We start from the raw sequence: 24,054 nt of genomic DNA on the forward strand, positions 1-24,054 counted from the left end.
CATTCCAGCGCTCGGAGGGCGACAGATTGAATTCGTGATAGGCGGTGTCCCCATCGGGCCGCAGGAACAGCTCGAAGCAGGTGGTCTGCCACAATCCGTCGGCGCGTCCCTTGCCGGCAAATCCGGGGAGGACGAGATCATGCGCAGCCTCGATCCGCCAGCGCAGCGTCAGCCAGTTGGCATCGTGCGCGGTCACGCGCGCCTCCACCGCCGTTACCCCCAGTGCAGGGCATGCCGGATGCGGTTCCAATCGATAGATTTGCATGCCGCCCCTTACCTGCTAGCGCGCGCCTCGTCATGAACAACTATACGTCCGAACTCATGCGCGTGCTCGACGAGCGCGGCTATATCCACCAGGTCACCGATGCCGCAGGGCTCGATGCGCTTGCCGCCAGGCAGATCGTCCCCGGCTATATCGGTTTCGATGCCACCGCGCCGTCGCTCCACATCGGCAGCCTCGTCCAGATCATGATGCTGCGCTGGCTCCAGAAGACCGGGCATAAGCCGATCACCCTGATGGGCGGCGGCACGACCCGCATCGGCGATCCGAGCTTTCGCGACGATGCGCGCCCGCTCCTGACGGATGAGCAGATCGACGACAATCTGAACGGCATCAAGCAGGTCTTCGCCAAGTTCCTTACCTTTGGCGACGGGCCGACCGATGCCGTCATGGTCAATAATCGCGACTGGCTGGACGAGCTGAAATATATCGATTTCCTGCGCGACTATGGCCGTCACTTCTCGGTCAATCGCATGCTCAGCTTCGACAGCGTGAAGATCCGGCTGGACCGTGAGCAGAATCTGTCCTTCCTGGAATTCAACTACATGATCCTTCAGGCCTACGACTTCGTGGAACTGAAGCGGAATTACGACTGCACGCTGCAGATGGGCGGCTCCGACCAGTGGGGCAATATCGTCAACGGCATCGAGCTCGCCCGCCGCGTGGACGGGGCGCATCTCTACGGCCTGACGAGCCCGCTCCTGACGACAGCCTCGGGCGCGAAGATGGGCAAGAGTGCGGACGGAGCCGTCTGGCTCAATGCGGAGATGCGCAGCCCCTATGATTACTGGCAGTACTGGCGGAACACGGAAGATGCCGATGTGGGCCGCTTCCTCAAGCTCTTCACGGAAATGCCGCTGGACGAGATTGCCAGGCTCGAAAAACTCGAAGGCGCGGAGCTGAACGAGGCGAAGAAGATCCTCGCCACGGAAGCGACCGCCATGTGCCATGGCCGGGAAGAAGCGGAAAAGGCCGCGGAAGCCGCCCGCGTCGCCTTCGAGATGGGCGCGACGAGTGCCGACATGCCGACGGTGGAAATTGCCTCTACCGATCTCGATGCCGGGATCGGCGTGCTGAGCGCTTTCGTGACCGCGGGGCTGTGCAGCTCCAATGGCGATGCGCGACGCCAGATCAAAGGCGGCGGCGCGCGCGTCAACGATGCTCAGGTGACGGATGAAAAGACGTCTCTCACGAAGGAGAGCCTGACCACGGACGGTGTGATCAAGCTCTCCATTGGCAAAAAGAAGCATGTACTCCTCAAGCCCGCAGGCTAAGGAGCACCGGCCTCTTTAGCGGCTCCCTCGCCCGGCGCCGCTGCCATTGCCGCCACCCATGGCGGAACCGGACCCCATACCGCCACCGGCATAGTCGGCAGAAAGGCCGCCGCCGGCGTTTTCGGAGGGCGTCATCAGAAAGGCGACATCATCCTCAAAGGAGGAGCCGCCATTGGTATCGATGGTGTCGGGCATGCTCTGGGTGATTTCGAAGTCGGCATCGCCGTCTTCTACCGTCTCGCCCTGGAACTTGCTCATGTCGCCGTCTTCGGCGACCGTATCGAAGCGATCATTGTGCACACCCTGCGGGTCGAGCGCCGTGCCCTCACCCCAGAGGCTGTTGTGGTCGGCCATGGCCGCGCCCGCAAAACCGCTCACTCCCAGTGCAATTGCCGCAGCAAACAGTGTCTTCATTTCTATCGACTCCTGATTACGCCTCTCCCAAGCCGGAGCGAAACATCCGTTCCAGCTGCCCTGCGTGAATCAGTAGCAATATATAAGATATTTCTAATATGATTTAGATCATACGTGAATGCAGAAAGCGGGGGAAATTCACTCCCCCGCTTTCCATAAGCTAACGAATGCCCATAACTACTCGGCGGCGCTTCCGCTCAGGGCGAAAACGGCATTGCCGCCGCCGGCCCCGTTCAAATCCTGCAGATATTTGATGCCCTCTTCGGCGATGTCGTCGCCGACCATGCGGTCGCCTTCGCCATAGAGTTCCTGCATATCCACATAGGCCGCATATTTGGGCGCCGTGCGCTCGGTGATGATCCCGGCCTTCAACAGCGTCTTGATCAGAACACGGAATACATTGGTCGATTCCTGCAGGTCGGCGCGCATATTGCGGTCCGTCAGCGCTTCGGCCAACGCACCCTGCACCCAACGCCAGTCCAGACCGAGCCGCTCGTAGATTTCCTTCTTCTGCTCGGGGCCCGAGGAATTGCGCATCAGCGTCATGAAGACCTCGAGCGCCCAGTCCTCGATCAGCTCGCGTTCCGATTCCGGCAGGCGCGGCACGGTGCGATCCGCCCAGATCTTGCCGAATTTGTGGTGGAAGGCCTCGTCCGTCATGACAAGCTGCATGAGGCGGCGCAGCAGCGGATCGTTGGTCTTGGCATAGAAGGTCGCGAACGTGCCCATGGCGAGTCCTTCCACGATCATCTGCATACCGACGAGTTTCTTCCAGACGAGCGGCGAGGCGACGATCTCGGTGAGGAGCTGTTCGAGCACCACGCCGCAGGCAGTCGGCTTGCCCCAGCGGGCCTGAATGTATTTCGCAAAGCCCGTCACATGGCGCGCTTCCTCGCGCGTCTGATTGGCGGCGTATTCCTGCGCGCCCGGATCCTTCAGGATGTGGCAAAGGCTGGCGGAGAGCGCCAGCGCGCCCTGTTCCCCATGCAGGATGGAGGACATGGTCCAGCGCACATTCTCGTTCACCAGATAGATTTTCTGTTTCTCGTCCAGCTTGTCGGATACGGCCGTCTTCAGTTCCATGTTGAAGTCGGACGGCATCAGCAGTTCGCGCTCGAGATCGAAGGGCTGTCCGTAATCGATATATTTCTCGTCCAGCGGATCCCAGAAATGATCGTGCGTCGCGGAAATGATCTTGTCGAAGGCGGTGGACCTTGCGCCGTAGCGATCGACATCCATCATTGCCGGAAAGTCTTCCGGTGCGACCGCCTCATAGGCGGAATCCACCGTCATCTTTTCATTGCTGCTCATCTTCTTACTCCTCCCAGAGCGATATCTCCCTGAGACAGAGAATAGCATTTGCGGAGCCGGACTACGCAATAGCCAATTTCATCATTCTGTGAGGTGGAAAATCAGGGTGTGGCGGGCGCAGGCGCCTTTTCAGCGGGTTTTTCCGCCGTATCGGGCGCGGGTGCTTCCGACTGGCCGGTTTCGGCCTTCTCTTTCTTGTCGGGGACCTGGCTGCCGAATTCAAAGAGGCGACGCAGGAATCCCGGCGCCACGACCGAAAGCGGGTTCACCAGAACGTCGGGATTATCGGCAGCCCCGCGAATGCGATAGGTGAAGCCGAAGATCCCCTCCCCCTTGCGGCCCACGATCAGCGGACCGAGCAGCGGCACTTCTCCCAGAATGGAATTGATCGTGTAGGCGGGCACGAGCGTTCCTTCCAGGCTCAGCACATTATCCGCCATCTCCACGGTGCCGGACGCCGTGATGCCGATTGCCGGACCCGAGGCGCGTGCGTCGTCGACCTTCACCTGGGATCCATCCAGGACGAAAGGCATTTCCATGCGCTTGAAGAAAATTCCTTCGCCCGCCAGCGTGTCCCGGATACCGGTGAGAGACCCCACCGTCAGGAGGTTCGCCAGCACCGGCGCGTTGACGATACGAAATTTGTCCATCGTCACACGCCCCACCAGCGACGGCGAGATTTTGTCGTCCAGAAAGACGCCTTCCGCCATCAACTCCCCGCCCGAGACACTTTCGGTAATCCCCAGTACACCGATCAAGGCGCCGGCGCCCAGCGCATCCAGGCGCAACCGCCGTTTGCCCTCCGCATCGATTTTCACGCTGCCCGTGATCTTCTTGCCGTCCGGATCGGTCGCGCTCAAATCCGCGAGATATAGCCGTCCATCTACAAAGGTGAGATCCGCGGCAGGAGCTTTCAGCAGCAAATCGCCCTCGCCTCTCAACTCCGCCAGCCGGGCGACGACCCGGATGCGCCGCGCCGCATCCTTCGCCGCCTCGCGGATCGGCAGTTCCGGCTTTGCGTCCTTGCTGTCTTCTTCACCGGCACCGGCGCCCAAAAGGCCGGTACTGTCGATGCTCCTGCCCGTGATATCGATGCGCAGATCTGAAGCGGGTCCCTTGCTCGTGCGGAGCATGAAGTCGTTTTTCGGCCCGAGCTTCACCACGGGCAGATCGGCCGCCCGCAACTCGCCTTCCGCGCCCAGCGTCAATGACCCGCGCAGGTCGATCCGGTCGCCCTTCATGTCCAGACCGGCAATCCGGTATCCGCCGTCGTCAAGCAAGGTAATGTCCGCGCTGACGGTTGCCGCCCGGCCGGGCTTCTTCGTCCAGCCCAGCACAGGTGCGCGCACGGTGCTTTTCGTGACATCGGCGGCGACGCTCACATCCTTGACGGACTTGCCATTGCCGGAAAGCGACGCATCGATGTTCATCGGCCCGGATATGACATTGCCCAGCGAAAGATCGAGCGCCTTGCGCCCCGCATCGTCCAGCACACCGATGAGACGATATTGGGAAGACGGCCCCTTGCCGCGTGTGAAGCGTTCCTTCCACTGAAGGTCGAAAGGGCCTGCCCCGTTGAGCGACACCTTGCCGGAGGCCGACATACCGCTGCGCGTCACATCGATGGAGAGCGCACCGCCGGTGACGGAAATATCCGGCTGGATGTTCGGGATCGCGATATTGGCCGCCTGCGCCTTGCCGGAGAAATCGACGTCGTCGAACGTCACTTCCTTGACGAGCGGCAGGACAATATGACCGTCGATGCGTCCCGTCCCCGCTACCTTCATCGGGTCGAGTCCGAACTTTCCGATGAGGTTGAGCGGGTCGTGGTCCAGCAGGCCGAGCAGGTCGCTGGTCTTCCCGGCCACGGTAAAATCGATGACGCCCGGCTTTTTCTTGTTGTCCAGCTCATGCTTGATGAAGTGGCCCTCGCGAAGCGCCACGTCGCGTGCTTCATCCAGCTGAATCGTGCCGCTGTCGATCCATGCCTCGAATGTGTCGCCGGTAAGCTTTGCGTGGCCGGACACATCGCCGACGGGCGGCATGCCGTCGATATAATTGACGTCGGTACCGTCCATCCGGAAGGTGAAGTTCACCGCCTCCTCGGGCAGCGGCGTACCGTCATCCAATCGGGCCAGCATTCCATCGGGAATATTCACGGCATATTGCCCGTCGAAAACGCGCCCGCCCTGCATGTTCTCCACCACCCATTCCCGGGCGCCGTCGGCCACCGGCAGCGGCCAGACATCGAGCAGTTCGGGAAGGGTCAGATCGTCCAGCGTGCCTTTCAGGTCGAGCACGGGCGAAGTTTCGCCCATTGCCAAATTGCCCGACATGGTAATTTTGCCGCTTCCCGTATCGACGGCGAGACGGTCGACTTTCGCGGCCAGGGTTTCCAGGTCGAACTGACCCCGCAGCACCATGGTGCTCGCCTGGACGGGCCCCTCGAAGAAGCCCGGCACTTCGGTGCGGAAACCGGTGACCTTGAGGTCGAGGCCCAGTTCGGACGGGCTGAACCCGTTGAGATTGTCGTAGGTGAGCGTGCCCGCCGCGTCGGCGCTGTGAGGCCCGGCGCGCAGCGAGAGGGTCTTGAGAGCGATCTCGCGCTTGTCGCCGTCGAGGGTCAATTCCGCATGCGCCATTTCAAGCGGCAGCGAGGCATCCCACGGTTCGGGCAGATCGATCCGTCCCTCGCCCGCATCGATGGCGAGCTTGGCGGTCTCGATCCGTCCGTCCCGGAAAATTTTCAGATCCCCGCTGAGCGCCAGCGGCGCATCGAAGATGCGATAGGCGTCGAAGGCCGGCGACATCTGCGCCAGACGGGCAGGGTTGAGATTATCGAGCCGGGCCGCGACCGTCGCCACTTGCGCGTCCGGCGGCAAGGTGCCGTTCAATTCGAGATGCGCGGTGGTATCGCCGACCTTGAGGTCCGTTCTCAGTGCGCCGGCAAGCGCCTGCCCGTTGCGGGCGACATACATATTCGCATTGGGCGCCACGAACTCGACGCCGTTCACCTTATCGACGAAATGCATCGTGCCCTGCCGGACGCCGACCCGACGCAGATGGCTGAGGAACGGCAGCTGCGGATCGTCGCCCGCCAGCGACGCCATGAGCATGGCAAAGAGGCCCGCGGACTGCCCTTCCTGCGTGTCCGGCTCTTCGAGTCCCTTGTCGGACAGGCCCAGCGTGATGCCGCTGGCGTTGCGGATGATGGCGAATTCGACGCCGTAGAGACGGATCGTCGTCGGTGCGACCGTGCCGACCAGCAGCGCCGGGACGCTGAGGCGGAAGGAGAGCTGCGGTACGCGGGCGATCACATTGCCTTGCGCGCCTTTCAGCTCCACATCCACCAGACGAAGCGAAAGACGCCGGTCCTCGGCCGACCAGGCGATGACCGTATCCTTCAGCGACAGCTCGCCGCCGTTCAGCGACGGGTTCACCGCATCGACGATGGTCTGGTTGAGGAGAGAAACCGGCACCGGGCCGGTGCTGAGGCGCCAGGCGAAAACCGCCAGCAGAACCGCCGCGGCGGCGACGGCCACGCCCACGACTTCCAAAAGAATTTTACTGGTACGGCGGATCAAGACGGGCTCTTCGGCAGAAAACACAATCAGGGTAATTCAAGACATCAAAAATACGGCGAAAGCGAGTCCCGTCGGGACAGAAATCCCCGTATCCGCCTGCGGGCCAAATCGACGCAATGCATGCGGGCTCTGGCTTGGCGAGGCAGCAAATGCATATTAGGGATCATTCGGAAGATCAGAGTTAATAACCCGCTTTCCGATGGAGGCGGGCCAACGGGGTAACGAGAGGTCGAAATGGCGACAACACCGGGCAAGAGCGCATCGAAACCGAAGGCAAAGGCCGGCACGGGCACCAGGAAGGCGTCAGGAGTATCTACGACAAAAACGGGCAGCGCAGCCAAATCCGGCGCCCCGGCGGCGAAAAAAAACGCGCCCTCCAAGGCGGCGGCGAAAGCCGCCGAAAGCCCCTTCCCGCCCGAAGGCAAGAAGGCCCCTGCCTTCTCGCTGCCCGCGGACTATGGCAGCACGGTCAAGCTCAAGGATCTCGCAGGTCAGAAGGTCGTGATCTATTTCTATCCGAAAGACAACACGCCGGGCTGCACGACCGAGGCCATCGCCTTTTCGGCTCTCAAGAAGCAGTTCGACAAGGCCGGGACCGTGGTTCTGGGCGTCTCCAAGGACAGCATTCAGAAACACTGCAATTTCCGCGACAAGCACGATCTGACGGTGCGTCTCCTCTCCGACGAGGACGGCTCGATGATCGACGCCTACGGCGCGTGGCAGGAAAAGAGCCTCTATGGCCGCAAATTCATGGGGATCGTCCGCAGCACGCTGCTTCTCGATGAAAAGGGCGTGGTGCGCCGGGTCTGGCCGAAAGTGAAGGTCAAAGGCCATGCGGAAGAGGTTCTCGAGGCGGCCAAGGCGCTCTGACCCCAATGACGATCCGCGACTTCCCTTCACTGCTCCATGCGGCCTGCGCCGTCCTCGCGACCCGGGACGCTGATGCCAAGGCCGCGCTGGCGCGGGAGGCGGCCGCTGCCTGGAAAAGCGGCACACTGGCGCTTCTGCCCGCGCAAGGCGATGCGCCGACCCCGCCCCTCCGGCCCGGTCGGCCCGACGCTCCTCAATTGCTGCCGCCCGCGGAAATGCCGCGCAGAAGCTTCAAGGGTGAGCGGGGCCGGTTCGCGCTCCTGCACGCGGTCGCCCATATCGAGCTGAACGCCATCGACCTTGCTTTCGACATCGCGGCCCGGTTTGCCGGGCAGGATTTACCGCGGGCCTTTTTCGACGACTGGGTGAGTGTCGGCGATGACGAGGCCCGGCATTTCGGCCTGCTTCAGGCTCGGCTCGCCGCCATGGGCGGTCGCTATGGAGACCTGCCGGCGCATGACGGGCTGTGGCAGGCGGCGGAAGAGACAAGGCACGACCTGATGGCCCGGCTGGCGGTGGTGCCGATGGTCCTTGAGGCGCGCGGCCTCGACGTCACGCCGGGCATGATCGACCGGCTGGAGGCGGCCCGGGACACTGAAAGCGCGGCGGCGCTTCGCGTCATTTATGAGGAAGAAAAACGCCACGTCGCGGCTGGGTCGCGATGGTTCCGCCATCTCTGCGAAAAGGAAGGCCGGGGGCCTGAGGCGGTTTTCCATGAAACCGTCAGGCGGCATTTCCGGGGCGACCTCAAACCGCCCTTCAACGATGCGGCCCGACTGGAGGCCGGCATGCCCTCCTCCTTCTACGAACCGCTGGCCCGAATCCTGCGTGACGAAGCGTGAAATGAAAGATTCAACGAATTGCTACAAATCAACGCTCTATGAACGCCTGTTAACCATTAACATCAATACGAAACGCGGCTATGTTGAAATTCTGTCTCAAAATGGGTGAGATAGCCGCGAGCATCATGGGGGACTTGGGGCATTGAGGGGCATGCACCATCAGAATGTCGGCCGGTTCAGCCGCATCCTTACGTATTGGCGCCACCACTACACGGAACGCCAAGTCTATATTCGCAGCCATGGACAGGTTCAGTTCATGTCGCTGTCGCCGCTCACTCAAGCGGCATTCGCGGCCATCGCCTTCGTGTTCCTTGGCTGGGTGGCCTTTGCGTCGGTCAATGTGGTGTTCAAGGAACAGATCATCGCATCCAAGGACCAGCGCTACCGAAAGATGCAGGGTGCGTATGAAGAGCGCATGGCGCAGCTCCAATCCGCCTATGACGAGCTGAACGGTCAGCTTGTCATCTCCGAGGAGCGTTTCCTTGCAACGACCCGTCAGCTTGAAGAAAAACACAATCAGCTAGCCGCTCTGATGGCCGCTCGGCAGACCGCTTCCAACGAGCTGGACGTGATGCGCCAGCGCTACGCGGCGACGAGCAAGCCCCCCAGCGACAGCGACCGCGGCAATTCGCTTCTGATGCGCGCCGACCAGGCGCCGACCAAGACCACCGTTCTCAACACGACCACCCGCCCGCAGCAATCGGCGGAGCTGGAGGCGGTCGGCGGCCCGGCCCAGAGCGAGAGCGGCATCGACTTTTCCAGCCTGCTCCGCAGTTATCAGAATGAGACGGCGTCCCATATCGAGACGCGCCTGGATGCCCTCGCCGAGGCCCAGCAGTCCTTCATCAACACGGTCGAGGAAAAGACGGACCGCCGGGTTCGCGAACTCAAATCCATCATGCGCATGACCAAGGTCATCGATCCCGACAGCTTCGTCGGACGGGTTTCTTCCGATGACGACGAGACAGGCCAGGGCGGTCCGTTCATCAGCCTGACCGGCAGCGCGGATGGCGAAGGCGAAGGAAACACCTCCTTCAACCGCCAACTCTTCAGGGTTAGTCGGAACCTTAAGGAAGAGGCAAAACTCACTGAATCTATTTCCAGAATTCCTCTGGCATCACCGCTGACACACTATCGTATCACCAGCGATTTCGGGCCCCGTCGGGATCCGTTCAACGGTCGCATGGGGTTCCACCCGGGCCTCGATATGGCGTCGGCCTACGGGGCGCCGGTATATGCACCGGGCGAAGGCGTTGTCACATTTGCCGGCTGGAAGAGCGGCTATGGTCGTTTTGTCGAAATCAGCATGGGGAACGGCTTCAGCACGCGGTACGGCCATCTGAGCCGCATCGATGTCAAAGCTGGCCAGAAAGTTGCATTCCGACAGGTCATAGGCAGGGTTGGGTCAACCGGCAGAAGTACCGGTCCTCATCTTCACTATGAGGTGAAGTATGACGGCATTGTCAGGGACCCGTTAAAGTTCATTGAGGCAGGGCAATATGTTTTCTCGAAGCAAGGATAAAGACGCCGCCGCCAGCAACGGCAGCGCAACACCGAGCATGGCGCCGACACCTGCGCCTTCTCAGTCCCGTCGTCCGTCGTCGGGCGTGCGGACCGCACCGTCCATCATTTCCAGCGACCTTGTCGTGCATGGCAATCTGACGGCGACCGGCGACATCCAGGTCGACGGCACGATCGAGGGCGATATTCGCAGCCAGTCGCTGACCATCGGCGAGAAGGCATCCATCACAGGCGAGATCGTGGCCGAGGACATCGTCGTCCGTGGCCGGGTGCATGGCACCATTCGCGGGCGCCGTGTGCAGCTCGCCTCCACCAGCCATGTGGAAGGCGATATCCTTCACGAAGCGCTGGCGGTTGAAACCGGCGCGTTCTTCGAAGGCGCCTGCCGTCATTCCGACGACCCGATCAGCCAGCCCGATGCGTCGTCGACGCCGCGCCCCGCGCCGCGCCCGGCCGAGGCCAGCCACATGTCCAGCAACGATACCGGATCGCGCCCGGCGGCGGCTTCCTCGTCCGCCGAGAAACCCGGCGAAAGCCCGGTCGTGGTCAAGGATGGCGGTGTTGTCGTGAAGCGCCCCGCGGCGCAGTAAACGATACGCTCCGGTCTACCGCGCCCCGCCCCCCTGCAAGGGCCGTAGACGGGAAGACTGAATCGAAAAGGCCTCGCCGGTTATCCCGGCGAGGCCTTTCTCGTTTGCGTCCGGCAATGCCCTATCAGGCAATATCCTCAACGGCCTCGTTCTGGCCCTCGATGCGGGCGGCAAGCGAGGCGGCCATGAACTCGTCGAGATCGCCATCCAGAACGGCCTGCGGGTTGCCGCTCTCAACGCCCGTACGCAGATCCTTCACCATCTGATAGGGCTGCAACACATAAGAGCGGATCTGGTGACCCCAGCCGATATCGGTCTTGCTGTCGGCCTCGGACTGGGCCGCATCCTCGCGCTTTTGCAGCTCGGCCTCGTAGAGCCGGGCGCGGAGCATGTCCCAGGCGGTTGCGCGGTTCTTGTGCTGCGAGCGCTCGTTCTGGCAGGCGACGACGATGCCGGTCGGGATATGCGTGATGCGCACGGCGCTATCGGTCGTATTGATGTGCTGACCGCCCGCGCCGCTGGCCCGGTAGGTGTCGATGCGCACATCGCTCTCGCTTACCTCGATATCGATCTTGTCGTCGATGACCGGATAGACCCAGACGCTGGAAAAGCTCGTATGGCGGCGCGCGGCGCTGTCATAGGGCGAAATGCGCACCAGCCGGTGCACGCCGCTTTCGGTCTTCAGCCAACCATAGGCATTGTGGCCCTTGATCTGGAGCGTGGCGGATTTGATGCCCGCCTCTTCGCCGTCATGGCGCTCCATCAGCTCGACCTTGTAGCCCTTGCTCTCCGCCCAGCGCGTATACATGCGCAGAAGCATGGAAGCCCAGTCCTGGCTTTCCGTGCCGCCCGCGCCCGCATGGACTTCGAGAAAGGCATCGTTGGAATCGGCCTCGCCCGACAGCATGGTCTCGATCTGGGCGGCCTGAGCGTCGGCCAGCGCCGTCTTCAAAGCCTGCTCGGCCTCGCCCACGATGCTGTCGTCGCCTTCGGCCTCGCCGAGTTCGATCAGTTCCACATTGTCGGTAAGGGCGGCTTCGAGCGAGCGGTAGCGCTTGATCGATTCTTCCAGCCGCGTGCGCTCGCGCATCAGCTCCTGCGCACTGTCCGGGTCGTTCCAGAGATGGGGATCTTCGGCCTTGGCCGTCAGCTCGTCGAACCGTTTGAGGGCGTTATCCCAGTCAAAGATGCCTCCTCAGCAGTTCGAGCGACTGCTTGAGTTCGTCAATCGTGACCTGGGTTTCGGCGCGCATGGATTCTCGTCTCCGTTGAAGAGGGCCGGAAAATAGGCGTTGGGGCGGATGCTGTAAAGGCGTGGGAAGCGCCTAATAAAGACCGCCCGTCCCCGCGCCGACGGAACCGTCTCCATAGGAGCTGCCGGACGATGCGTCGGCTCCGGTATCGTCCTTGCGCTGTCCCAGCCCGCCGACGACATCCGGCTGCCCGTCATTGTCGTTGCCGGCAGTCGGCGCGGTGCCGGTCTTGAAGGCTTCCAGCACGACATGCTTCGTGCCGGGACCGGCGAGCTTGCCGGTATCGCCGTCGATCTTCACGAAGTTGATGCCGGGCGGAATGCGGAAGGGGATGGCGGGCTTGTTGGCCAGCGCGCGCTGCATGATATCTGCAAAGATCGGCGCGGCCACGCGCCCGCCGGTTTCCGCGCGGCCCATGGGAATGGGGTCGTCGAAACCGACATAGACGCCAACCACCAGATTGGGCGAATAGCCCATGAACCAGGCGTCGCGTTCCTCGCTCGTGGTACCGGTCTTGCCCGCCAGCGGCTTCTTGACCTTTCGGGCGGCAGACCCGGTGCCATGCTGGATAACGCCTTCCAGCAGCGAGGTGATCTGATAGGCCGTTTGCGGGTTTTCGACCTGGGGACGGTCGTCGGGCAGTTCGGGCGGCTGCAGGCCCGGCTCCCAGGGCTCGTCGCAATCGGGACAGGCGCGCTTGTCATGCTTGTAGATGGTGCGGCCGCGGCGATCCTGCACACGGTCGATCAGCGTCGGCACGACCTTCTTGCCGCCATTGTCGAGAATGGCATAGGCCGACGTCATGTGAAGCAGCGTCGTGTCGCCCGCGCCCAGCGACATGGAGAGGACCGGCATCATGTTTTTCATGACGCCGAACTTCTCCGCATAGGCGGCGACCTTGTCCATCCCCACATATTGAGCAAGGCGGACGGTCATCACGTTGCGCGAATGAACGAGGCCGTAGCGCAGGGTCGACGGCCCGTGGAAATTATGTTCGTAGTTTTGCGGCTTCCAGAGTTCCTGCCCCGGCCCGGGATCGAGCACGAAGGGCGCGTCGAGAACCAGGCTCGCGGGCGTGAACCCGCTGTCGAGCGCAGCGGCATAGACGAAGGGCTTGAAGGAAGACCCCGGCTGGCGCATTGCCTGCACCGCGCGGTTGAACTCAGACAGGCCGTAGCTGAAGCCGCCCTGCATGGCGAGGACGCGGCCCGTATGCGGGTCCATGGCGATGGCGGCGCCGTTCACCGCCGGCACCTGCCTCAGCGCATAATGGTCGGGCTTGGCGTCATCGGCGACGGATTTACCGTCCTTGTCCACCGGTTCGACATAGACGACATCGCCCACTTCCAGCACATCGCCGGCCTTCTTCACCTCGGGGCCGAGATAGACCTTGTTGATCGTCTTGCGCGCCCATTTCATCTCGCTGAGCGGGATCGTGCCTTTCGGCGTTTCGTCGGCGAACTTGCCGCTGGGCAGCCTCTTCGGGCGGATTCCGATCTGTGCCTTGTCGGCCTCCACACCGAGCACCACCGCAAGCGTCCAGGGCTTGAGATCGTCGGGAAGATCGATGCCGGTCAGTTCGTCGCGCCAGATCGCCCCCGCCTCCAGCTTTTTCAGCGGCCCGCGCCAGCCGTGCCGCCGGTCATAGGCTTCGAGCCCCTTGCGCAATTCTTCGGTGACGATCTGCTGCAAACTGGTGTCGATGGTCGTGCGGACGGACAGGCCGCCCTTGAGCAGCTTGTCATTGCCATAGCGGTCCACCAACTCGCGGCGGACCTGCTCCACGAAATAGCTGGCGTCTGCGATCTGCACGCCGGCGTCGCGCATATCGACGACGAGGTCGGTGGCCTGCGCTTCCTTTGCCACTTCCGGCGTGATGTAACCGTCTTCCTCCATGCGGCCGATCACCCAGTTGCGGCGGGCGACGGCGCGATCATGGTGGCGATAGGGATGGTAATTGGCGGGGCCCTTGGGCAGCGTCGCCAGATAAGCGGCTTCGGCGACGGTAAGGTCGTCGAGCGACTTGTCGAAATAGTTCAGCGCCGCCGCGGCCACGCCGTAGCTGCCCGCGCCCAGATAGATCTCGTTCAGATAGAGCTCGAGGATCTGGTCCTTGGTGTAGGCATGCTCCAGCTTGATGGCCAGAAGCGCTTCCTTGATCTTGCGGTCGAAGCTCACTTCATTCGTCAGCAGGAAGTTCTTCGTGACCTGCTGCGTGATGGTCGAGGCGCCGACCAGACGCCGCCCCCTGAAGACATTCAGGATGTTGTCGAACACGGCGCGCACGATGCCCTTGGCATCGATCCCGCCATGCGAATAGAAGTTCTTGTCCTCGGCGCTGAGAAAGGCATGGATCACGCGGCGCGGGATCACGTCGATCGGCACATAGAGACGGCGCTGCTCGGCATATTCGCCGATCAGCCGGCCATCCGCCGCATGCACGCGCGTGACCACGGGCGGCTCGTAATTCGCAAGCTTGGTGTAATCGGGCAGGTCCTGGTTCAGCCGCCAGACGACATAACCGCCCGCCAGCAGCCCCACGAACATGAGCGTCAGGAAAAACGCCGATATAAACGCCAGAATTCTAACCATCGGGCTCCACGCCCCACCCTTGTTCGTCAGCCCGCCGGCAGATGGTCTCCATTCGGCGAGACGCCCTGCCCTCATGCTCTGCTAGATAACAAATATGGCACCTGCATGGCAGCACCGAATGCCGCCATGGTGAACGCGCCGGTCTTATTCGGGCGCTTCGGCCAGTCTTTCACCGAAATAACGGTCCACGGCCTTCACAAAACTCCGCGATACTTTCTTGCGCCATGACGATGACGTTAATTCGCGTTCATCGCCGGAATTCGTCAGGAAGCCCAGTTCGACCAGCACGGAAGGCACGTCGGGCGCTTTCAGCACGGCGAAGCCCGCGAAGCGGTGGCTCTTCTGGAGCATATGGGTCTGCGCGCTCGCATAATCGACCAGCGAACGGGCAAAGCGGGACGAGAAATTCTTGGTCTCGCGCTGCGCAAGGTCGATCAGAATGCCCGTCACTTCCGGGGACTCTCCGCCAAGATCGACACCGGCGATGATGTCGGAGGCATTTTCCTTGCGGGCAAGCGCGGCGGCTTCCTTGTCGGAAGCGGTTTCAGACAGGGTATAGACCGACAGGCCGCGCACGCTGGGCTTGCTGATGGAATTGGCGTGGATCGATACAAAGAGGTCGGCTTTGTATTTCCGCGCAATCGCGACGCGCTGGCGCAATTTGATGAAGCGGTCGGTGCTGCGGGTCATGCGAACGTCATAGCGGCCTGTCGCCCGAAGCTGCCGCGCGAACTCTTTCGCAAAGGCCAGCACCACATCCTTTTCCTTCACGCCGGAACGGCCGATCGTGCCGGGGTCGACGCCGCCATGACCGGGATCGATGACGACGACACGGCGGCCGATCACGCCTGCGACGGGCCGCTCGATCGGGACCATCGTGTCGGGCAAGTCGGCTGTCGCCTTATCCTCGGCGGGTTTGTTCTGCGCGACGAAGGTGGCCATATCGGTAGAGGCAATATCCAGCACGATACGTCGTCCGAACCCGGCCTGGGGTTCAAGCTCGAATTTGCGGTCAACAACCGCGGGGCCCGTCAGGTCGAGCACGATGCGCGAGCTGTCTGCACCGAAGCGGCCATAGCGGAAACCGGCCACGACCCCGACCGCCTGTTTGCCGGTGCCCTCGGGCAGCCTGAAATCCACATGCTGAAGGTCGATGACAAGACGATAGGGATTGGAAACGGTCGAGACCTCATAGGCGACCGGGGCGGTGCCGCTCAGTTCGAGGACGAAGCGGGTCTCCCTGCCGTGATCGCCAAGCCTTGCGTTGGTTATCGCGCCGACCGGGCCGGAGGATTTCGTGGGCGTCGAGGCCGGTTGCGCTGCGGGCGACGCCTTGGGCTCGGGGAGGGCCGCGTCCCGGGCCGGCAAATCGCCCGGCTCCGCCTCGGCCTCTTTCAGCGCCCCCAGCACGAGATCTCTCAATTCGTCGCTGTCCATTTGCGGCGCGGCCTGCGCTTCAGGCGCGGCCAGCGGCACCGGTTTCTCGGCGGACGCCGGAACGGACGCAAAAATCTGGAGGGTAATGAACAGGATCGCAGACAGGATAAAGCGCAGGGCGGCGCGCAATTTGCGCCCTTCCGCCCCGTCAGGCCGGTTCGGCAGGCTCGAACTCATGATCGCTTCTGTCACAGGCGCAATCCCGATCCCATCCGGGTTATGCCGGATTCCTCGTCTTCCAGGGGGTGCATCTCGTCCCGGACGGAAGCCGGGCGGCACGCCGCATCGAAAGACGGCACAGGCCTCAATACGGGTTTTTCGCAATGTGCGAAGCACCCTCGTCGAAAAGATTAAAGCAAGGATACTTCAAAATCGGTTAACACGTCCAAAATTAAAGGAATTTCAATGAACAAGGTGGTTAATAGCCCCTACCTTACGCCGGCTCGACTATTGGCGGCCCCTGAAAAGGCGTGCTTGCCAAATCGGACCGGCAAACGGTAAAAACAGCATATTGGCCGAGATGGATCCGCAGTTGCAGATTCGGTCGGCTTCCCCGAGGAATTCGGGCAGACAGTTTCGCGCAGCCGAGTACGGCCCAATCCCGCATCGCTTCAACGCATGCCGTTTTGCACCGCTTGGGTTGCTTCGTTTCAGCCTCGCCCGCATCCGTCATCGCCCATCCGGGCGCGACCGCTTGAATATGGCGGCAGGGCGCTTTCAAAGCGCATGGGGCCATACCGGCCCCCACCGCCGCAAAGATCTGCCAGACGGCAGCTTCGAGCGCACCCGGATTTCGGCCAGGACGGAAAAGCGCCGGCACCCCGGCGCGCCGCCGCAAGGCGCGAAATGGGTGCAAAGGAAGAGATGCTAAACGCGGTTACGGAGCGAATCGACGAGTTCGGCAGAAGCGCCCCAGAGACATGGGGCTGCCGCCCTGTCGCGCCGGTTTCCGGCACGCAGGCGCGCCGCGCACTCGCCCGCCACCGCGATTTTTACCGAGTAAATCACACCCAGCTTGCAGCTCCGTCACCGCGCCAGACAGGCGCCGGGCGGACGCATGCCCAAACATCAGGCGCCCTCGCGCCGCGTTTCCCCATAGCCAATTCGCTATCGGAAGCCGGCCTTCGAAGGCGCTGTGGAGAATTTCCATATGGGAAAGAAGATGCTTATCGATGCGGCCCACCCGGAAGAAACCCGGGTCGTGGTCGTAGCCGGCAATCGTGTCGATGAATTCGACTTTGAATCCGAAAGCAGGAAGCAACTCAGAGGAAACATTTATCTGGCCAAGGTGACGCGTGTGGAGCCCTCGCTCCAGGCGGCCTTTGTCGAATATGGCGGTAACCGCCACGGTTTCCTCGCTTTCAGCGAAATCCATCCCGACTATTACCAGATCCCGGTCGCCGACCGGGAAGCGCTGATCCGCCAGCAGGCCGACGAAGCCCGCCAGGCCGCGGCGGAAGAGGATGCCGAGGACGAAGCCCCGCGCAAGCGACGCGGTGCCAAAGCCGCAAAGCAGAAGAAGGCGGAGGAAACCGCGGAAGCGGTGGCGGATGACAACGAGGCCGAGGACGAGACCGGCCCCGAAGAAGGTCTGTCGGATTCCGAGGAAGACTACGTCGAGGAAGACACCGCCGAATATGGCGATGAGGAAGACGCCGTCATCGAGCTGGAAGAAGCCGATACGAACGGTAATGACGACACGGAAACCGTGCTGTCCGACGAGACCGTCGAGAGCATGGGCGACGAAGACGCGCTGGAAGAGGCCGAACCGCGCAAGAAGCGTTTCAACTACCGGTCCTACAAGATCCAGGAAGTCATCAAGCGCCGCCAGATCATTCTCGTGCAGGTGGTGAAGGAAGAGCGCGGCAATAAGGGCGCGGCGCTGACGACCTATCTGTCGCTCGCCGGACGTTATTGCGTGCTCATGCCGAACACCGCGCGTGGCGGCGGCATCTCCCGCAAGATCACGCAGGCCACGGACCGCAAGAAGCTCAAATCCATCGCCGAGTCGCTGGATGTGCCGGAAGGCATGGGCCTCATCATCCGTACCGCGGGCGCCAAGCGTACCAAGGCGGAGATCAAGCGCGACTACGAATATCTGCTGCGCATGTGGGAAAGCGTTCGCGAACTCACCCTGCGCTCCAGCGCCCCCACCCTTGTCTATGAGGAAGGCAGCCTCATCAAACGGTCGATCCGCGACCTTTACGACAAGGATATCGACACCATCCAGATCGAGGGTGACGAGGGCTACAGGGAAGCCAAGAACTTCATGCGCATGCTCATGCCGAGCCATGCGAAGAACGTACAGCCCTACAAGGATCGCCAGCCGCTCTTCCAGCGTTTCCAGGTGGACCAGCAGCTCGATTCCATGCTGGACCCGGTGGTGACGCTGAAGTCCGGCGGGTATGTGGTCATCAACCCGACGGAAGCGCTCGTCTCCATCGACGTGAACTCGGGCCGTTCCACCAAGGAACGGAATATCGAGCAGACCGCGCTCCGGACCAATCTGGAAGCGGCGGAAGAAATTTCACGCCAGATGCGTTTGCGCGACCTTGCCGGTCTCATCGTGATCGACTTCATCGACATGGATGAGAACCGCAACAACCGCGCCGTGGAACGCAAGCTGAAGGAATGCCTGAAGCATGACCGCGCGCGCATCCAGGTCGGCCGGATCAGCCATTTCGGCCTGATGGAAATGTCGCGCCAGCGCATGCGCTCCGGCGTGCTGGAAAGCTCCACCGTCACCTGCCCGCATTGTAAGGGCACGGGCCTTATCCGCTCCGTGGAATCCATGGCGCTGCATGTGCTGCGTGCCGTGGAAGCCGAGGCGATCAAGGCCAAGGCGGAAGCCTTCACCGTGCGTGTACCGACGGAAGCCGCGATCTATATCCTCAACCAGAAGCGCGCGACGCTGCTCGACATCGAAGACCGCTACAACGTCTCTATCTATGTCGAAGGCGACGCGACCCTTTCCGGTTCCGAGCATGACGTTCAGGTCGCCGAGCCCCGCAAGCGGACGCGCACGCGCCCGGCCATGGGGGCGATCAATATCGAGAGCACCTATGCCGACGAGCCCGGCGAGGACGCAGCAGCGGAAGCGGAAGAAGACCAGTCTGCGGACGATGAAAACGAACAGGCCGCCCGCGAGGATGACGAAGACAGTGGTCGCCGGAACGGACGCCGCCGTCGGCGGCGCCGGAAGCCGCGCGACGATGCCTCCGCGTCTCCCGCCGAGGAGGCATCCGCGCCTTCTGGCGATGAGGAGAGCGACGACCAGAAGGCCGATGCCGATAGCGACGCTGAGAGCAGCGACGAGGAAGGCAATGGCGAGGATGACGATCAGCCGCGCAAGCGCCGTCGTCGCGGCCGCCGCGGCGGACGCCGCAATCGCCGTCGCAGCGAGGAACAGGGCGATACGGAGCAGCAGGACGGCGAGTCTTCCGGCGATGCCGTCGCCAGCGACGACAAGGATGCCGGTGACGATAACGGCGATGACGATAACGGCGATGACGACAGCGCCGATAATGACGTCGACAACGACAATGACGGCGGAGACGGCGAGGAAGAAGAAATCCTTCTGTCCTATTCGCGCGACGAGGTTCACACCTCCGAGAAGGAAACCGACGAAGACGAAAACGATCTGACGCCGGAAGATTTCCAGGACGAGATCGAGACCGAGGACGAAGTCCCGGTGGATGTCTTCATGGAGGGCGAAGAAACCGTCGAAGAGCATTCCGACATGGAAGAGGAAAAGGCGGCGGACAAGGCTGCGTCTTCCGATGAGGAGCAGGAACCCGAAAAGGACCCCGTTGCGGCGGATGCCGGCACGGGCGACGAAAGCGGCGATACCGACGAGCCGGACCGCCCCGCCCGTCGCGGCTGGTGGCAGCGCCGATAGGCAATTGCATGGATCGTTCCGTCACAAACGACAAAGGCCCGGCGTTTCCGCCGGGCCTTTTCTTTTGGTCTGCGAACGCCTGTCAGCCGCCGACGCCCACGGCGCTGACACCCACACCGTCGCCCTTCGGATTGACGGCAAGCGAACAGCCGCCATCCGTCACACCGGCGGGACAGAAAACGGCGCTGGCCGGGGACGTCCGGGTCGCGGGTGTTGCGTCAAGTGCCTGAACCACGCTGTCCGTCGCCGTGCTGGCCTGTTGCGCGGCGTAGGCGATGGAGGCCGCGCCACGCGGCGCACCGGCTCCGGCACCCGAGAGATAGACCCGCTCGCCGTTGGCGCTCGTCACGATGAGCGGCATCAGGAAGGCCGATGCGAGACCTTGCGGATCGAGCGCGGGCGAGGCCGCGAGCGTCACGCCAGAGCTGCGCCCCGTAAGCGCCGACCCGAAGGCGCCGTTCATGGTCACGCCGCAGGCAACCGCACCGCCCTTGCCGTCCACCGTCGCGAAAGCGGTCGAGCCGAAATCACGATCGATATCCGCCGGGACGCCGAGGCGCCGTGCCGTGGCATTCGCCGTGTCGAGTAGCGAGGACGGCGATGCGCCCTGCGTTGCCTTCCAGATCGCCTCGGCGAATTTGCCCGCGCCCAGGCTGCGCCCGGCCAGATAGGCCGTCGTGCTGCCCGCGGACACGCTTTGCGCTGGCATTGTCGCGGCACGGTAGTCGCGCAAATCGTCCAGGGAGAGCTTGCCGCCGCCCGCCTTCGACGCAGCGACGAGATCGGCCGCCACCTGGCCCGCATAAAAGCCGCTCACGCCCCGGCTGCGGATCAGCGCCAGCGTGGAGGCAAGATCGACCCGGTCGAAACTATCGAGTTCGCGGTAAACGCCGCCGCCGGGCTTCATGAAACCGTGCTGCAACCCGTCGGATCCGGAGATGGTCTGCGCATTGGCGGCGAGCTGTTTGGCAAAGGCGCGGGAAACGGGGACGCCGGTGGCCGCGAGGCGCTCGGCGGGCGCAACCACCGCGCTCCAGTCCAGGCTACCGAAACGGGCCTGAAGCAGGCCGAAACCGCGCACATTGCCCGGCACCGCGACCGCGCCACCTTCGCGCGGCCGGCGCGTGAGGAAGGACACGGTTTCCACCTTCTTGCTCTCGGCGTCGCGGACCAGGCAGACGCCGCCACCGCCGAGACCGGCGGATGCCGGATAGGTGACCGACAATGCGAAATAAAGGGCCGCGGCGGCATCGGCGGCGTTTCCGCCTTTTCCGAGAACCTCGCGGGCGGCGAGCGCGGCCCGGGGCTCGTCCGCGACGGCGGCGCCTGCGAAGGAAGAGGCGGAACTGTCCACTTCCGGACGGCGACCGGCCTCCCGCTCCGCCTTACGGACCACACCATTGCTGCCGACCGTAACACCCAGCGGCGCATCAGCGTCGGAGCCGGAACAGGCCGTCAGCGACAAACCGACCAGAACCGCGGCGCCCAAGACAGCTGGACGCCGCCAGGCCGGAACGGATCGCGCTTTGTTGCGCTGCGGTACGGCGATGCGCGCGCCGCTCTTCGGATCAAAGTTTGGCCTCATTCCCACGCTTTCTATCTTCCTGTTTATCTTTAGAAATTTGCGCCGGAATCGGCGCGCGGCTTCGTAGGCTAGTTACGTTGACGGCTCCAAGCCCTCCCCATAGGTTTCTAGGGAACCGGGGAGCGAAACGGGAGTCGCCAGAACATCGAGCGGCATCATGATAAGATTTGTCACGTTGGGCAAATGGCGAAAGCGTAATCCGGCGTACTGACCTGGGCAGGAAAAGAGAAATGGCATTCAGCCTGATGAAGAAACTTCCCGCAGCCGCGCGCATGACAGGCGCTGCCGTGCTGAGCGCTGCGCTCTGTTTCGCGCCGGTCTCGCAATCCTTTGCCCAGCAGCGGGGCATTTCTCTTATTCGCGACGCGGAGACCGAAGCGCTGATGAAACGCTTCTCCGCTCCCATCTGGCGTGCCGCCGGGATCGACGAGAATGCGGTGCAGATCCATCTGGTGAAGGATCAGGGGATCAATGCCTTCGTCGCGGGCGGGCAGCAATTGTTCCTCAATACCGGCCTCATCACCCAGTCCGACACGCCCGGCGAACTGATCGGCGTGATCGCGCATGAAGCCGGCCATATGGCGGGCGGACATCTGGCGCGGACGCAGGATGCGCTGGGCAATCTGCAAATGCCGCTTATCGCCAGCATGTTGCTGGGCGTCGGCGCCATCGCCGCCGGACAGGCGGATGTCGGCGCCGCGGTGCTGATGGGCAGTCAGCACATCGCCCAGCGCGGCGTCCTCGCCTATAGCCGCGAACAGGAATCGCGCGCGGACCAGGCGGGTGCGACTTTCCTGGAACGCGCGCATCTGTCCGGCGAGGGGATGCTCGAACTTTTCTCCAAGTTCCGCGATCAGGAAGTGCTGTCGGGGCGAAACCAGGATCCGTTCGTGCGCTCTCACCCCATTTCCGAAGATCGCCTCGCCTCATTGCGCGGCCGCGTTGAGTCTTCCCCCTATTTCGACAAGAAGGACAGCGCGAAGGATATTCACGACCTCAAGATGGTTCAGGCCAAGCTCACCGGCTTCCTCGAGCGGCCTTCCGTGACTTTCAACACATATCCGCCGTCCGACCAGAGCGACTATGCCCATTACGCCCGCGCCGTCGCCTATCACCAGCTCGGCAAAACGAACGAGGCGCTGAAGGAACTCGCGCCGGTTTTCAAGAACGAGCCCAAGAATCCCTATCTCTATGAATTGAAGGGACAGATCCTCTTCGAAAGCGGCAATATCGAACCCTCCATCGTCGCCTATCGAAAGGCGCTGGAACTCGATCCGCATGAGGCGCAGCTTCAGATGGCGCTGGGGCAGTCCATTCTCGCGCGCGATACGGTGCAGGCGGCGAAAGAAGCTTTGCCCTATCTGCAAGAGTCGACGCGCAATGTCAACAACTACCCTTACGCCTATTACCAGCTTTCGCAGGCTTACGGAAAACTCAACAAGATCGGCCTCGCCGAGCTTGCGACCGCGCAGTATTACGACACGCTGGGTAATGCGCGCGAGGCCACGCGCCATGCCCGCCGCGCCCAGAGGCATCTGAAAACCGGTACGCCCGACTGGCTGAAAGCGGAAGACATCGCTTCCCAGCAGGTCACGCCCCGCGGCTGACCCCACTCCATTATTCCGCCTATCGAGGACACAAGTTCATGCGTTCAGTTCGTCCGCTTCTCCGCCTCCCCGTTCTTGCCGGCGTGGGCCTCGCGCTCGCCGTCACATCGGCCTTTGCCGCCGACAAGACCTTCACCGATGAACAGACAAGGGCCATCGAGGAGACCGTCCACAACTACCTCGTCACGCACCCGGAAGTGCTGATCGAGGCGATGCAGGCGCTGGACAAGAAGGAAGCCGCCGCCGCGCAGGCCCAGGCGCGCGCGGTGATCGAGAAAAACTCGGACGTCCTCTTCCACGATCCCTCGACCTATGTGGCGGGCAATCCGAAGGGCAATGTGTCGATCGTGGAGTTCTTCGACTATCAATGCGGCTATTGCCGGGCGAATTTCGAGCCGCTGCGCGAGGCGGTGAAGCAGGACGGCAATGTTCGCTTCGTGCTCAAGGAATGGCCGGTGCTGGGCCCCGCCTCTCGGTTCGCCGCCAAGGCGGCCATGGCGGCCCGCCAGCAGAGCAAATATCTGGAATTCCACAATGCCCTGTTTGGCCTCAAGGGCGGGCTCACCGAAGAGCGCATTTTCGACACGGCGGCCAAGGTCGGTCTGGATGTGACGAAACTCCAGAAGGACATGGAAGACCCCGCCATCGAAAAGGCGCTCACGCGCAATGACGCGCTTGCCCGGGCGCTGGGCTTCGAGGGTACGCCCAGCTTCGTCATCGGCAAGGATGCCTATAAGGGCCTCCTGCACCCCGACGAGATCGGTGAATATGTCGCGAAGGCGCGCGACGAGTGCGGCCAGACGACATCCTGCTAGCCGGCATTCAAGGGGGCGAAGGTGAAACGGATCGATCTTACCGCTTACGACGTCCCGGAGATCGTCGCCCGATGCGTGGAGGTGCCCGATGTCGGCGCGCCCGCGCCGGGCGAAGTCGTGTTCGACGTGCTGGCCTTCCCTATCAATCCCGCCGATATCGGCTTTTGCCGGGGCAGCTATC

At 62.7% G+C, this 24,054-nt stretch carries 16 protein-coding genes; 8 read left to right on the forward strand and 8 right to left on the reverse strand.

What is annotated here, in order from left to right; all coding sequences use genetic code 11:
- The coding region (locus tag CMI59_RS04605; RefSeq protein ID WP_293325377.1) for a hypothetical protein at window positions 1-196 on the reverse strand (196 nt) is incomplete at its 3' end.
- 101 nt (window positions 197-297) lie between these two features.
- Between CMI59_RS04605 and tyrS the strand changes: the two genes are divergently transcribed.
- The gene (gene tyrS / locus CMI59_RS04610; protein ID WP_293325380.1) at window positions 298-1,554 is read left to right on the forward strand and encodes a tyrosine--tRNA ligase; all 1,257 of its coding nucleotides are present in this window, start codon (window positions 298-300) and stop codon (window positions 1,552-1,554) included.
- Window positions 1,555-1,569: 15 nt separating this feature from the next.
- Here the strand turns inward: tyrS and CMI59_RS04615 are convergent, their stop codons facing one another.
- The 3 genes from CMI59_RS04615 to CMI59_RS04625 all read right to left on the reverse strand — a co-directional run bounded on the left by CMI59_RS04615 (window position 1,570) and on the right by CMI59_RS04625 (window position 6,863).
- Window positions 1,570-1,968, reverse strand: a complete 399-nt coding sequence (locus tag CMI59_RS04615; protein WP_293325383.1) for a hypothetical protein — start codon at window positions 1,966-1,968, stop codon at window positions 1,570-1,572.
- Window positions 1,969-2,145: 177 nt separating this feature from the next.
- On the reverse strand, window positions 2,146-3,279 hold the full coding sequence (locus CMI59_RS04620; protein WP_293325386.1) for a ferritin-like domain-containing protein: 1,134 nt from the start codon (window positions 3,277-3,279) through the stop codon (window positions 2,146-2,148).
- Between the two features lie 101 nt (window positions 3,280-3,380).
- Entirely contained in the window at window positions 3,381-6,863 is a 3,483-nt protein-coding gene (locus tag CMI59_RS04625) for an AsmA family protein (protein WP_293325389.1), read from the reverse strand.
- A 234-nt stretch (window positions 6,864-7,097) separates the two neighbouring features.
- Between CMI59_RS04625 and bcp the strand changes: the two genes are divergently transcribed.
- From bcp to CMI59_RS04645, 4 genes are all read left to right on the forward strand, one after another.
- On the forward strand, window positions 7,098-7,733 hold the full coding sequence (bcp, locus tag CMI59_RS04630) for a thioredoxin-dependent thiol peroxidase (protein ID WP_293325392.1): 636 nt from the start codon (window positions 7,098-7,100) through the stop codon (window positions 7,731-7,733).
- Between the two features lie 5 nt (window positions 7,734-7,738).
- Window positions 7,739-8,575: a ferritin-like domain-containing protein gene (locus CMI59_RS04635; RefSeq protein ID WP_293325394.1), complete on the forward strand. Its 837-nt coding sequence runs from the start codon at window positions 7,739-7,741 to the stop codon at window positions 8,573-8,575.
- Between the two features lie 151 nt (window positions 8,576-8,726).
- Window positions 8,727-10,097 carry a M23 family metallopeptidase gene (locus tag CMI59_RS04640; protein WP_293325397.1) on the forward strand — a complete coding sequence of 457 codons (1,371 nt, stop codon included), beginning with the start codon at window positions 8,727-8,729 and terminating at the stop codon, window positions 10,095-10,097.
- Window positions 10,075-10,686: a polymer-forming cytoskeletal protein gene (locus CMI59_RS04645; RefSeq protein ID WP_293325400.1), complete on the forward strand. Its 612-nt coding sequence runs from the start codon at window positions 10,075-10,077 to the stop codon at window positions 10,684-10,686. The genes CMI59_RS04640 and CMI59_RS04645 overlap by 23 nt, the downstream gene beginning before the upstream one ends.
- A 124-nt stretch (window positions 10,687-10,810) precedes the next feature.
- Here the strand turns inward: CMI59_RS04645 and prfB are convergent.
- The 3 genes from prfB to CMI59_RS04660 all read right to left on the reverse strand — a co-directional run bounded on the left by prfB (window position 10,811) and on the right by CMI59_RS04660 (window position 16,160).
- Window positions 10,811-11,939 (reverse strand): peptide chain release factor 2 gene (prfB, locus tag CMI59_RS04650; protein ID WP_293325403.1). Its coding sequence is split into 2 segments (ribosomal slippage): window positions 10,811-11,869 and window positions 11,871-11,939, totalling 1,128 coding nucleotides; the frame shifts between segments, so codons are not numbered across the junction.
- 72 nt (window positions 11,940-12,011) lie between these two features.
- On the reverse strand, window positions 12,012-14,531 hold the full coding sequence (locus CMI59_RS04655; protein ID WP_293325406.1) for a penicillin-binding protein 1A: 2,520 nt from the start codon (window positions 14,529-14,531) through the stop codon (window positions 12,012-12,014).
- 144 nt (window positions 14,532-14,675) lie between these two features.
- A complete protein-coding gene (locus tag CMI59_RS04660; protein WP_293325408.1) occupies window positions 14,676-16,160 on the reverse strand; it encodes an N-acetylmuramoyl-L-alanine amidase in 1,485 nt (494 codons plus the stop codon).
- Between the two features lie 958 nt (window positions 16,161-17,118).
- On the opposite strand from CMI59_RS04660, the gene CMI59_RS04665 reads away from it, so the two are divergent.
- On the forward strand, window positions 17,119-19,866 hold the full coding sequence (locus CMI59_RS04665) for an Rne/Rng family ribonuclease (RefSeq protein WP_293325411.1): 2,748 nt from the start codon (window positions 17,119-17,121) through the stop codon (window positions 19,864-19,866).
- An 82-nt stretch (window positions 19,867-19,948) separates the two neighbouring features.
- On the opposite strand, the gene CMI59_RS04670 is transcribed toward CMI59_RS04665, so the two are convergent.
- A complete protein-coding gene (locus CMI59_RS04670) occupies window positions 19,949-21,451 on the reverse strand; it encodes a gamma-glutamyltransferase (protein WP_293325414.1) in 1,503 nt (500 codons plus the stop codon).
- 230 nt (window positions 21,452-21,681) lie between these two features.
- Here CMI59_RS04670 and CMI59_RS04675 point away from each other — a divergent pair, with 230 nt between their 5' ends.
- Together CMI59_RS04675 and CMI59_RS04680 are read left to right on the forward strand one after the other, a co-directional pair.
- Window positions 21,682-23,058: a M48 family metalloprotease gene (locus CMI59_RS04675; RefSeq protein ID WP_293325417.1), complete on the forward strand. Its 1,377-nt coding sequence runs from the start codon at window positions 21,682-21,684 to the stop codon at window positions 23,056-23,058.
- 38 nt (window positions 23,059-23,096) lie between these two features.
- A complete protein-coding gene (locus CMI59_RS04680) occupies window positions 23,097-23,873 on the forward strand; it encodes a DsbA family protein (protein WP_293325420.1) in 777 nt (258 codons plus the stop codon).
- Window positions 23,874-24,054 lie beyond the last annotated feature (181 nt).

This window comes from Parvibaculum sp. (assembly GCF_002684405.1).
Taxonomy (GTDB): domain Bacteria; phylum Pseudomonadota; class Alphaproteobacteria; order Parvibaculales; family Parvibaculaceae; genus Parvibaculum.

Bases quoted from the DNA above. Each gene is read 5' to 3' on its own strand.
- tyrS (WP_293325380.1), top strand. From the start codon at position 298: ATGAACAACTATACGTCCGAACTCATGCGCGTGCTCGACGAGCGCGGC.
- CMI59_RS04615 (WP_293325383.1), bottom strand. From the start codon at position 1,968: ATGAAGACACTGTTTGCTGCGGCAATTGCACTGGGAGTGAGCGGTTTT.
- CMI59_RS04620 (WP_293325386.1), bottom strand. From the start codon at position 3,279: ATGAGCAGCAATGAAAAGATGACGGTGGATTCCGCCTATGAGGCGGTC.
- bcp (WP_293325392.1), top strand. From the start codon at position 7,098: ATGGCGACAACACCGGGCAAGAGCGCATCGAAACCGAAGGCAAAGGCC.
- CMI59_RS04635 (WP_293325394.1), top strand. From the start codon at position 7,739: ATGACGATCCGCGACTTCCCTTCACTGCTCCATGCGGCCTGCGCCGTC.
- CMI59_RS04640 (WP_293325397.1), top strand. From the start codon at position 8,727: ATGCACCATCAGAATGTCGGCCGGTTCAGCCGCATCCTTACGTATTGG.
- CMI59_RS04645 (WP_293325400.1), top strand. From the start codon at position 10,075: ATGTTTTCTCGAAGCAAGGATAAAGACGCCGCCGCCAGCAACGGCAGC.
- CMI59_RS04655 (WP_293325406.1), bottom strand. From the start codon at position 14,531: ATGGTTAGAATTCTGGCGTTTATATCGGCGTTTTTCCTGACGCTCATG.
- CMI59_RS04665 (WP_293325411.1), top strand. From the start codon at position 17,119: ATGGGAAAGAAGATGCTTATCGATGCGGCCCACCCGGAAGAAACCCGG.
- CMI59_RS04670 (WP_293325414.1), bottom strand. From the start codon at position 21,451: ATGAGGCCAAACTTTGATCCGAAGAGCGGCGCGCGCATCGCCGTACCG.
- CMI59_RS04675 (WP_293325417.1), top strand. From the start codon at position 21,682: ATGGCATTCAGCCTGATGAAGAAACTTCCCGCAGCCGCGCGCATGACA.
- CMI59_RS04680 (WP_293325420.1), top strand. From the start codon at position 23,097: ATGCGTTCAGTTCGTCCGCTTCTCCGCCTCCCCGTTCTTGCCGGCGTG.